We start from the raw sequence: 10,367 nt of genomic DNA, 5'->3' as shown, positions 1-10,367 counted from the left end.
ACCGAAGGCCGAGGAGGGCGCCGAGCCCCGCCTCGTCACCTCCCCCGCGCACGAGGCGCTGCGGATGATGCGGTCGGCGGAGCCCGAGTCGACCGGCTCGCCGCGCGTACCCGAACAGGCCGGGCGTTCCGCCGCCACGTCCGCCCGCGCGGACGGTACGGAACGCGCCGGGGAGCAGCGGCGTGAGGACGGCCACCGCTCCACCGGCCGTCACCTCGTCGGCACGGTCCCGGCCCTGCCCGTGCCGCACGACGCCCTCGCCCCCGGCACGGACCTCTGCGGGCTCGGCGAGCAGTACGGCGGCTGGGCTCCGGACAGCCCGCAGGAGAACATCTGCCGGGACGCGTACGGAAGTTGAGCCGCCCGCGGGGGTCGGGGGGAGACGCCCCTAGGACTCCCGGCGCGGCGGGCCCACCGGCCCGCCGTCCTCCCCCGCGCCAAGCCGGCCTTCGAGGCGCTCGATGGCGGCACGGATGCCGTCGCCGTACGGATCGTCGCCGAGGGTGCCGATCGTGCCGCGGGCCTTGCGGAGGTGGGCGCGGGCCTCCTCCTCGCGCTCCAGCTTCTCGTAGTCCGCCGCCAGGTTGAGGTGCAGCGAGGGGTAGAACGCGCGCACCGCGAGCGAGCGGTGGTGCTCCTCCACCCGCTCGTCGGTGGTCGTCAGCACGTCGGCGGCCGTCAAGGCCCGTAGGTCCCAGGCGAGTTCATCGGCCGGGTCGTCCTGAGTGTCCGCCATGTAGTGCGCGATCGTGACCCGGTGCAGCGGGTCGCCGTCCTCCCCGATCTCCGACCAGAGCGCCAGGAGGCGGTTGCGCGCCTCCTCCCGGTCCCCCGCGCGGTGCAGCATGACAGCCTGCCCCGCCCTCGCCATCACGGCGTCGTCGGACGTCTGCCCCTGCTGCTCCGCCACTGCTTCCTCCGCGCTCGTACGACCATCCGCGAACACGGACGACCGGGTGACGACGCTAACCGGCGGCACCGGCATTCCGGCTCAGGCGCGGGCTGCCCAACTCAGGACGTGGACTCGGCCAGGTCGGGGACGCGCCAGTCGATGGCGGTGTGGCCCTGGGCCGCGACCGCTTCGTTGATCTGCGTGAACGGCGCGGAGCCGAAGAACTTCTTCGCCGACAGCGGCGAGGGGTGGGCGCCCTTCACCACCGCGTGCCGTTCGGCGTCGATGAGGGGGAGCTTCTTCTGGGCATAGTTCCCCCACAGGACGAAGACGGCCGGGTCGGGGCGGGAGGCGACCGCGCGGATCACCGCGTCCGTGAACTTCTCCCAGCCCTTGCCCTTGTGGGAGTTGGCCTCACCCGCGCGGACCGTCAGGACCGCGTTCAGCAACAGGACGCCCTGTCGCGCCCACGGCATCAGGTAGCCGTTGTCCGGGACGGGCGTGCCCAGTTCGGCCTGCATCTCCTTGTAGATGTTCCGCAGGGAGGGCGGGGTCTTCACTCCGGGGCGCACCGAGAAGCAGAGCCCGTGGCCCTGGCCCTCGCCGTGGTACGGGTCCTGGCCGAGTACGAGGACCTTCACGTCCTCGTACGGCGTGGCCTCAAGGGCGGCGAAGACCTGCTCGCGCGGCGGGTACACGGGGCCGTTGGCCCGCTCCTCCTCGACGAACTCGGTGAGCTCCTTGAAGTAGGGCTTGTCCAGCTCCTCGCCGAGGACGCCGCGCCAGGACTCGGGCAGCAGGGCGATGTCGGTCACGTCAACAACCTCCGGTGTGCGATCACTTCTCTTCGCAGAACCTACCGTCGAGCACTGACAACGCCGAAGGGCGGCCGGAACTCCGGCCGCCCTTCGGCGTCTGCGCAACTACCGCTCTACCAGCTGGTCTTCCGGTTGAGCTCCCACATCGTCATGATCGTCGAGGGGTCGAGGGCGCGTTCGCCACCGGCGATCTCCTCGCTCGCGGCGACGTACTGCTTGCCCTGCCACAGCGGCAGCAGCCGGGCGTCCTCGACGAGGATCTCCTGCGCCTTCTCGAACTCCTCGGCCACCGCGCCGCGGTCGCTCTCACGCCGCGACTGGGGCAGCAACTGGTCGGTGATACGCGGGCTCGCGTACGGCGTACCGAGGTTGTTGTGCTCGCCGACGAAGGGCGCGATGAAGTTCTCCGGGTCCGGGAAGTCGGGGAACCAGCCGCGGCCGAACACGGGGTACTCGCCCTCGCGGAAGCCCTCCTCGAACTGCTTCCAGGGGCGCCCCTGCAGCGTCACGTCGAACAGCTTCGACGCCTCCAGCTGGCGCTTGATCTCCTCGAACTCCGGCTTGGTGACCGAGCCGTACCGGTCCGTGGCGTACCAGAGGGTCAGCGGCACCGGGCCGCTGATGCCCGCCCCGTCGAGGATCCGCTTCGCCTTGGCGGTGCTGGGCTTGCCGTAGGTGTCGAAGAAGCCCGTGGTGTGTCCGGCGACGCCGGTCGGGACCATCGAGTAGAGCGGCTCGACGGTGTCCTTGTAGATGTTGTGGGCGATGGCGCCGCGGTCGATGACCTGGGCGACGGCCTCGCGCACGGCGGGGTTCTTCGTCCACTGGTCCTTGGGGTTGAAGACCAGGAAGCGGGTCTCGGTGCCCGCGCCCTCGACCAGCTGGAGCCCTTCGTCGCGCGCGTTCCTGCCCTGCAGGTCGACGACGTCCTGCGAGGTCAGACCACGGAACGTGACGTCGATCTGCTTCTTCTTGAGGGCCTTCACCATGGCGGTGGAGTCCTGGAAGTAGCGGATGGTGACGGCGTTGTTCTTGCGCTCGGCGAAGCCCTTGTACTCCGGGTTCTTGGTGAGTTCCGCCGTCTTGTCGCTCTTGTACGAGTCGAGCAGGTACGGGCCGGAACCGGTGATCTTGTCGCCGGTACGCAGGCGGTCCGCCGGGTACTCCTGGGGGTCGACGATCGACATCGCCGGGGTGGCCAGCACCATCGGGAAGGTCGCGTCGGCCTTCTTCAGATGGAAGGTGACGTCGCGGTCGCCACTGGTCTCGATCCGGTCGAGGCTGCCGAGCAGACCCTCCGGGCCGCCCTCGACGCCGATCTTCTTGATCCGGTCGATGGAGTGCTTCACGGCCTTGGCGTCCAGCACGTCGCCGTCGGAGAACCTCAGGCCCTCACGCAGCTTGCAGTGGTACGTCGTGTTCGACTCGTCGGCGAACTCGCACGCCTCCGCCGCGTCCGGTTCCGGCGTCGAAGCGCCGGTGGGGTAGCTGACCAGGGTCTGGTAGACGTTCCGGTACAGCTCCCAGGAGCCGTCCCAGGCCGCGGCGGGATCGAGGGTGCTGGGCGCACTGGTCGTCCCCACGACGATGGGCTTCTCCTCGTCGGAACTGTCGGAAGAGACGAGACCGCATCCCGAGAGCAGGGATATGGACGCAAGAGTCGCAGCGGCCTGCAGACTTCGGGTCCGGTTGAACACGCGCACGCTCCTCGATCAACCACGCCAGATTGGCGCACCTTACCGCAGCGCCCTGCCGGACCAATTGCGCAGGCCAGGCAGGGCACTTGTTGTTCCGATTGCACCGGTACGTCTCAATCACGCGGCACGCGCGCGTACGACACGACTTGCGGGATTCGTCAGCCGACGCCCGCATTGAGGAAGATGCCGCCGTCCACGACGAGCGTCTGTCCGGTGACCCAGTCCGACTGGTCCGAGGTGAGGAACGCGGCCGCGCCCCCGATGTCGGAGGGCACGCCGAGACGGCCGAGCGGGTAGGCGGCGGCCGCCTCCTCCTCGCGGCCCTCGTACAGCGCCTGCGCGAACTTGGTCTTCACGACGGCCGGCGCGATGGCGTTGACCCGCACCTTGGGCGCGAACTCGTGCGCGAGCTGCAGCGTCAGGTTGACCATCGCGGCCTTGCTCATCCCGTACGCGCCGATGAACGGCGAGGCCGAGACGCCCGCGACGGAGGCGATGTTGACGATCGCGCCGCCGTTCTCGGACTGCCAGGCCTTCCAGGTCCGCTGGGCGAAGCCGAGCGCCGAGATGACGTTGGTCTCGTACACCTTGCGGGCGACGTCGAGGTCGAGGTCGGCCATCGGTCCGAAGACCGGGTTGGTGCCCGCGTTGTTGATCAGGAAGTCGACCCGGCCGAACGCCTCCATGGTGCGCTCGACGGCCACCGCCTGGTGCTCCAGGTCGTGGGCCTTGCCCGCGACGCCGATGACCCGGTCGGCGCCGAGCTTCTCGACGGCCTCCTTGAGCGCGTCCTCGTTGCGGCCCGTGATGCACACCCGGTCACCGCGGGCGACGAGCGCCTCCGCGATCCCGTATCCGATACCGCGGCTCGCGCCCGTGACGAGCGCGGCCCGCCCGCTGTCCTGCACGGTCATGTCCCTGTTCCTTTGCGTCAGTCGGGGGTACGGCGGCGTCAGTTGAGGGGTCCGCCGGCGACGTACAGGACCTGGCCGGAGACAAAGCCCGCCGCGTCGCCGGTGAAGAAGGCGATGGCGTTGGCGATGTCGTCGGGCCGGCCGACGCGCTGGACCGGGATCTGGGTGGCGGCGGCGGCCTGGAAGTCCTCGAAGCCCATGCCGACGCGGTCGGCGGTGGACTTGGTCATCTCGGTGACGATGAAGCCGGGAGCGACGGAGTTGGCGGTGACGCCGAACTTGCCGAGCTCCTTGGCGAGGGTCTTGGTGAAGCCCTGCAGACCGGCCTTGGCCGCCGAGTAGTTGACCTGGCCGCGGTTGCCGAGCGCGGAGGAGCTCGACAGGTTGACGACGCGGCCGAAGCCCGCGTCCACCATGTGCTTCTGGACGGCCTTCGCCATCAGGAAGGCGCCGCGCAGGTGCACGTTCATGACCGTGTCCCAGTCGGATGCGCTCATCTTGAACAGCAGGTTGTCGCGGAGCACGCCCGCGTTGTTGACCAGGATCGTGGGAGCGCCGAGCTCCGCCGCGACACGGGCGACGGCCGCCTCGACCTGTGCCTCGTCGGAGACGTCACAGCCGACCGCGATGGCGTTGCCACCGGCCGCCTTGATCTGCTCCACGGTGTCCTTGCAGGCGGCCTCGTCGAGGTCGATGACGGCGACCGCGCGGCCCTCTTCGGCCAGCCGGATCGCGGTGGCCGCGCCAATGCCGCGCGCGGCTCCGGTCACTACGGCAACGCGCTGCTCGGTGGTGGACATGCTCGTTCTCCCTCGCCCTTGGAATGCGGCTCTCGCGGTGCGGAACCATTCGCGGTGCTCGGTGCTCGCGGTGCGGAATCCGACACCCGTCGCGTCGGTGAGCAACCGCTTAGTACCTTCAGCAGACGTGACGCTAGAAGCCCTGGCACCCGGTGTCAACGGCCCACCGGGTGCCAGGGCTTCATCACTGTGTGAGAAGGGCCCGCGCGTCAGCGCACGAGCAGGTCCAGGAGCCGTTCCGTCTCCGCCTCCGGGTCGGCCGTCAGGCCGGTGTGCACGGGGCCCGGCTGCACCACCGTGGAGCGCGGCGCGATCAGCCAGCGGAAGCGCCGTCCGGCGTCGTCACGGGCCGCCTGGCCCGCGTCCTCGCCACCCCGGCAGACGCCCTCCACGGCGCGCAGGGCGGCGCGCACACCGGCCACGTCGGCGGCCGGGTCGAGCGCGGTCAGCTTGCGCTCGTCGAGGTGGGTGCGCGCGGCCACGAAGGACTTGGCGCGGCAGTACACCAGCACGCCCGCGTTGAACTGCTCGCCGCGCTCCACGCGCGGGACGACGCGCAGCAGCGCGTACTCGAACACATCACGTCCACTGCGCTCGGTCACTGGCCCGCGCCCTTCGTGCTCTTGGTGGGGTGCGGCCAGGGGGTGAGGTGATCGGTGAGCCACCCGGGCGCGTTGGACTGCTTGCGCTCCACGCGCGGGCCGAGTGTGATCCGCTCCGCGAGGCCCTGCACGCGCGCGTGGAGCACGTCCACGTAGGCACGGCGCAGCGCGTCCGGGGTCTCGAAGCCGGGCTCGTCGACCAGCCACTCGTCGGGCACGTCGGCGGTGACCTCGGTGAGCAGCTCCTCGGTGACGCGCGGGGCGAGCTCGGCGGCCGCGGCGGTGATGTCCGGGCCGAAGGGCGCAAGGGCGTGGTCGGAGGCGTCGTACGGCTTGGCCGCGGAGGTCTGCGCGGTGCGCCAGTTGTGGTGCCAGATCATGCTGGCGCCGTGGTCGATGAGCCACAGGTCGCCGTGCCACACCAGCATGTTCGGGTTGCGCCAGGACCGGTCGACGTTGTTGATCAGCGCGTCGAACCAGACGATGCGGCCGGCCTCGGCGGAGTCCACTTCGTACGCCAGCGGGTCGAAGCCGAGCGAACCCGGCAGGTAGTCCATCCCGAGGTTGAGCCCGCCGCTCGCCTTGAGCAGCTCCTGCACCTCCTGGTCCGGCTCGGCCAGGCCGATGACGGGGTCGAGCTGAATCTGCGCCAACTCGGGCACCCGCAGCCCGAGCCGCCGCGCCAACTGCCCACAGACAACCTCGGCGACCAGCGTCTTCCGCCCCTGCCCGGCACCGGTGAACTTCATGACGTACGTCCCTAGATCGTCGGCCTCGACGATCCCGGGGAGCGATCCGCCTTCACGCAAGGGCGTGACGTAGCGGGTGGCTGTGACTTCGGTCAGCATTTCCTCAGGCTATACGGGCGGGGGGCCTTGCCATCCAAGGAAGGTCGACGCTCTACGCGAGGCGGTCCACGCGGTCTATACCGTCTATTCGGCCGAGGAAGCCGAGCACCCGACGGTTGACCTGCCGCGCGGCCTGTTCGTCGTACGACGGCAGGCTGCTGTCGGTGAACAGGTGCCGGTCGCCGGGGTAGAGGAACAGCTCGGCGTCCGTCGCCGTCCCGACGAGCGCGCGGGCCGCGTCGACGTCGCCCTCCCCGGCGAAGAACGGATCCGCGTCCATGCCGTGGATCTGGACCGGGACCTCCGGATGCCAGGCACCGCCGAACTCCGCGACCGGGACGCACGCCTCGAGCAACAGCGCGCCCTTCGCGCCGGGCCGGGTCTGGGCCAGCTTCTGCGCCGGCAGGACGCCGAGCGAGAACCCGATGTGGACGAGCTCCGCGGGCAGCCCTTCGGCGGCCGCGGTTCCGCGCGCGGTGATCGCGCCGAACCCGACGCTCTCGGCGTAACCGACGCCCTCCTCGAGACTGGCGAACACCCGGCCCTCATACAGGTCAGGGACATGCACGAGGTGTCCCGCCCGTCGCAGCTGCTCGGCGAACTCACGAACACCGGCGGTCAGCCCGCGCCCATGATGGAAGACCAGCACCTCAGCCATGCAACTCCCCCTCGCACCGCACCGCCCGCGCGGCGCCGCGGCACGAGTATGGCGCGCGGCACTGACATCCGCGGGGCCTTGCCCGGAAAGGTTCAGGACGCGCGCGTGGCCCAACTAACAACAACGGCAGCCCACTTACTCACCCGCTCAGGGCGCGAGCAGCCCGTCCAGGAACAAGGTGACCGCGAAGAGGCCGACGCCGCCCATGGGGACGATTTTGTAGAAGTGGATGGTGTCGCGCAGGTCCGTGCAGCGGCGGAGGCCTTCCTCGCTGGCGTGGCCGCCCGCCTCCAGGGCCACCGCGGCGTCCCAGCGCAGCATCCGCAGGGCGAGCCGGCCGTTCTCGGACGCGGTGTCGTCGTGGTGCCTGGCCATGATCGCGAGGAGCGCGTCGACGCGGGCCGAGCGCTCGCCGAGGCCGCGCGCCCGGCCCTCGATCAGGGTCGGCAGCGCGAATCCGGTGATCAGGGAGGTCTCGGCCGGGGTGCTGAGCGGGTCGCTGCACAGCGTGACGGCCTCCCTCAGGGAACCGGCGCCGAAGCAGCGGGCGGCTATCAGCGGCAGCAGCACACGCAGCGTGCTGTCCAGGACCACGCCCTGGGAACCCGCGTACACGTTGGCCCGTCGGCGCACCTGGTCCAGGTGCGGAGCCCACTGCTCCGGTGACGTTCCCGCCGCGTACGCCGCCGCGTCCTGGAAGATCACCCGCAACTCGCCCGCGACCGTGCCCAACGCTGCGCTGTACGGCGCCGACGCGCCGCTGTGGCCCGCCGCCTCGGGCCCTGCGGCGAGGCGGCTCGACGCGGCGAGGGCGTTGCACGCCGCTCGGGCCGTCTGTCCGGCCGCCGTCTGCCGGTCCGCCGGGAGGGGGGTGAAGGCGCGGTCGAGGAGTGCGTTCTGCTCGGCGGCGGGGCGCAGCGGCATGAGGAGGTGGGGGTTCGCCGTGATCACGGTTGCTCCGGGGGTCGATGCGGACGGGCTCCCTTGGTGATGCTCTGTAGCGGTTCGCCGGAATCAGGACCAAAGTCCTTCCGGGCCTGCCGAAGGTCCCGGTGAGGTTCGGGTCAGGCCCCAGTGAGGTTCGGCGCGCGGTCGGTGCGAGGTCGGTGCGTCCTCTGGATTTCGGGGCGCAGTCGATGGACCGTTGAACAAACGCCCCGCTGAACAAACGCCCGTTGAACGAACGCCCCAGCTCAGCGCAGGAGGATGGCATGGCCAATTCACAGGACACCGGTTCCCTCGACCCGGCCCGACGCACCGTCGTGGCCGGCGTCGGTGCCGTCGGCCTCGCGGCGGCGGTGACGGCGTGCGGGGGATCCGGCGACTCCACGCCGGCGGGCGAGACCAGCCCGCCGAAGGACGCCACGGGCGGTGCCGATACGGGGGCGCCCACGGACGGCGAGACAGGTGGCGGGGGCGGGGGCGGCACCCCGCTCGCCAAGACCGGGGACATTCCCGAGGGCGGCGGCAAGGTCTTCAAGGAGGAGGGCGTGGTCGTGACGCAGCCGTCCGCCGGTGACTTCAAGGCCTTCTCGGCGACCTGTACGCACCAGGGCTGCACGGTCAAGGACGTCGCGGACGGCACCATCAACTGCGTATGCCACGGCAGCAAGTTCGCGGTGGCGGACGGCAGTGTGGAACACGGCCCCGCGACCCGTCCGCTGCCCACCGCGAAGATCGCGGTGAGCGGCGACGAGATCACCCTGCCCTGACGGGGGTCAGGCCCCGTCGTCGTGCCGTGGGTGCTTCCAGGCGGCCAGCACGTCGTCGGTCGCGGTGATGGTCGCGACCAGGGAGAGCGTGTTGCGGATCATCGCGGGCGTGTAGTCGGCGGGCACGCCCGCGACGGCGTCCGCCGGGACCACGGCCGTGTAGCCAAGGTTGACCGCGTCGAACACGGCGTTGGGGATGGCCACGTTGGCCGAGACGCCGGTGACGATCAGGGTGCGGCAGCCGAGGTTCCGCAGCAACGCGTCCACATCGGTGCCCGCCAGCGGCGAGAGCCCGTGCAGCCGCCGTACGACGAGATCCTCGTCGGTGACTTCGACGGGCGCCGCCACCCGCACCGCGCGCGTGCCGGACAACTGCTGGACCGGGAGGCGCTCGGCGGCGCGGAAGAGGCGCGCGTTACGCCCCGCGCCGCGGCCGTCCGGGCGCCGTTCCGCCACCGCGTGCAGCACCTGCACGGAGGCCTCATGGGCGGCCTCGACTAGCCGGGCGACATTGCCGAGAGCCCCGGACTCCCGTGCCTGCTCGGCGAGTTCGGGCAGGGCGCTGTCCTCCCCGACGACACCTTCCTGGCACTCGACGGTGAGCAGTGCGGTGGTGGCGGGGTCGAGGAATTCGGCGAGCTGTGCGCTGGTCGGCATGGTTCCCCCTGTCGCTGGCCTGGGATCGGGCCGGAGGGTAACCCCCATTGCGTACCGGCGGAAGAGACTCCATGATTTCCTGACGCACTGTCAGCTACGGTGCCGCGCCCGGCCGTTCGAGAACTCGGTCCGGGCCCGCTCGTCGACACGGAGGACCGATGGCCGGTACGCAGCGCAGGGGCCGCAAGATCATGATGACGACGGACGAACGGGACGCGTTCCTCGCGGAGCAGCGCACCTGCCGGGTCGCGACGGTCGCGGCGGACGGCGCCCCGCACGCCAGCACCCTCTGGTTCCACTGGGACGGCACCGCCCTGTGGCTGTACTCCATCACCCGCAGCAAGCGCTGGTCCGACCTGCGCGGCGACCCGCGGATCGCCGTGGTGGTGGACGCCGGGGTGGAGTACGGGGAGCTGCGGGGCGTGGAGCTGTCCGGCACGGTGGAGTTCGTCGGCGAGACCCCGCGCACGGGCGAGCCCTGCCCCGAACTGACCGAGCCGGAACGGCAGTTCGCCCGCAAGAACTTCTCGATCGAGGAGATGCCGCACGACGGTCGGCACGCCTGGGCCCGGCTCGTACCGGACTCGATCGTCTCCTGGGACTTCCGGAAACTGGCCGCTCTGGGGTGAGCGCGGGGAGGGCGGCGGCGACGGCGGGGCGGCGCGCCCGGCACCCTCGGCGGGACGGCGCCCAGCGGGACAGCACCCCCAGCCGGCAGCACCCTCAGCGGGACCGCACCCACCGGCACAGCACCCCAGTGATCCCCCTC

General features: G+C 70.9%; 13 protein-coding genes. 3 read left to right on the top strand and 10 right to left on the bottom strand.

All coding sequences use genetic code 11. From position 1 onward, the window contains the following. Positions 1-358, top strand: a 358-nt coding sequence (locus tag GUY60_RS27185; RefSeq protein ID WP_161702431.1) for a hypothetical protein, incomplete at its 5' end; no start/stop codon positions are given. 30 nt (positions 359-388) lie between these two features. Here the strand turns inward: GUY60_RS27185 and GUY60_RS27180 are convergent. From GUY60_RS27180 to GUY60_RS27140, 9 genes are all read right to left on the bottom strand, one after another. Next, complete coding sequence (locus tag GUY60_RS27180; RefSeq protein WP_187370137.1) at positions 389-910, bottom strand: hypothetical protein; 522 nt, start codon at positions 908-910, stop codon at positions 389-391. A gap of 101 nt (positions 911-1,011) precedes the next feature. After that, positions 1,012-1,707 (bottom strand): uracil-DNA glycosylase, encoded by a 696-nt coding sequence (locus GUY60_RS27175; RefSeq protein ID WP_161702428.1) that lies wholly within the window; start codon positions 1,705-1,707, stop codon positions 1,012-1,014. 116 nt (positions 1,708-1,823) lie between these two features. Then, positions 1,824-3,407 (bottom strand): ABC transporter substrate-binding protein, encoded by a 1,584-nt coding sequence (locus GUY60_RS27170; RefSeq protein ID WP_161702426.1) that lies wholly within the window; start codon positions 3,405-3,407, stop codon positions 1,824-1,826. A 158-nt stretch (positions 3,408-3,565) separates the two neighbouring features. After that, a complete protein-coding gene (locus tag GUY60_RS27165; protein ID WP_161702425.1) occupies positions 3,566-4,321 on the bottom strand; it encodes an SDR family oxidoreductase in 756 nt (251 codons plus the stop codon). Positions 4,322-4,359: 38 nt separating this feature from the next. Continuing rightward, entirely contained in the window at positions 4,360-5,121 is a 762-nt protein-coding gene (gene fabG, locus GUY60_RS27160) for a 3-oxoacyl-ACP reductase FabG (RefSeq protein ID WP_161702423.1), read from the bottom strand. Between the two features lie 209 nt (positions 5,122-5,330). Further along, on the bottom strand, positions 5,331-5,723 hold the full coding sequence (locus tag GUY60_RS27155) for a DUF3037 domain-containing protein (protein WP_161702421.1): 393 nt from the start codon (positions 5,721-5,723) through the stop codon (positions 5,331-5,333). Continuing rightward, entirely contained in the window at positions 5,720-6,571 is an 852-nt protein-coding gene (locus tag GUY60_RS27150) for a HipA family kinase (RefSeq protein WP_187370136.1), read from the bottom strand. The genes GUY60_RS27155 and GUY60_RS27150 overlap by 4 nt, the downstream gene beginning before the upstream one ends. A gap of 52 nt (positions 6,572-6,623) precedes the next feature. Further along, positions 6,624-7,229 carry a dienelactone hydrolase family protein gene (locus GUY60_RS27145; protein ID WP_161702419.1) on the bottom strand — a complete coding sequence of 202 codons (606 nt, stop codon included), beginning with the start codon at positions 7,227-7,229 and terminating at the stop codon, positions 6,624-6,626. Between the two features lie 147 nt (positions 7,230-7,376). After that, positions 7,377-8,180, bottom strand: coding sequence for a triphosphoribosyl-dephospho-CoA synthase (locus GUY60_RS27140; RefSeq protein ID WP_161702417.1), 804 nt, complete (start codon positions 8,178-8,180; stop codon positions 7,377-7,379). 260 nt (positions 8,181-8,440) lie between these two features. Between GUY60_RS27140 and GUY60_RS27135 the strand changes: the two genes are divergently transcribed. Then, a complete protein-coding gene (locus tag GUY60_RS27135) occupies positions 8,441-8,941 on the top strand; it encodes a Rieske (2Fe-2S) protein (RefSeq protein WP_161702415.1) in 501 nt (166 codons plus the stop codon). A 6-nt stretch (positions 8,942-8,947) separates the two neighbouring features. On the opposite strand, the gene GUY60_RS27130 is transcribed toward GUY60_RS27135, so the two are convergent. Next, complete coding sequence (locus GUY60_RS27130) at positions 8,948-9,598, bottom strand: cysteine hydrolase family protein (RefSeq protein WP_161702413.1); 651 nt, start codon at positions 9,596-9,598, stop codon at positions 8,948-8,950. Between the two features lie 158 nt (positions 9,599-9,756). On the opposite strand from GUY60_RS27130, the gene GUY60_RS27125 reads away from it, so the two are divergent. After that, complete coding sequence (locus GUY60_RS27125; protein ID WP_161702411.1) at positions 9,757-10,227, top strand: pyridoxamine 5'-phosphate oxidase family protein; 471 nt, start codon at positions 9,757-9,759, stop codon at positions 10,225-10,227. Positions 10,228-10,367 lie beyond the last annotated feature (140 nt).

Source organism: Streptomyces boluensis, assembly GCF_009908195.1.
Lineage (GTDB): Bacteria > Actinomycetota > Actinomycetes > Streptomycetales > Streptomycetaceae > Streptomyces > Streptomyces boluensis.
This window is presented reverse-complemented; position numbering and strand designations above follow the sequence as displayed.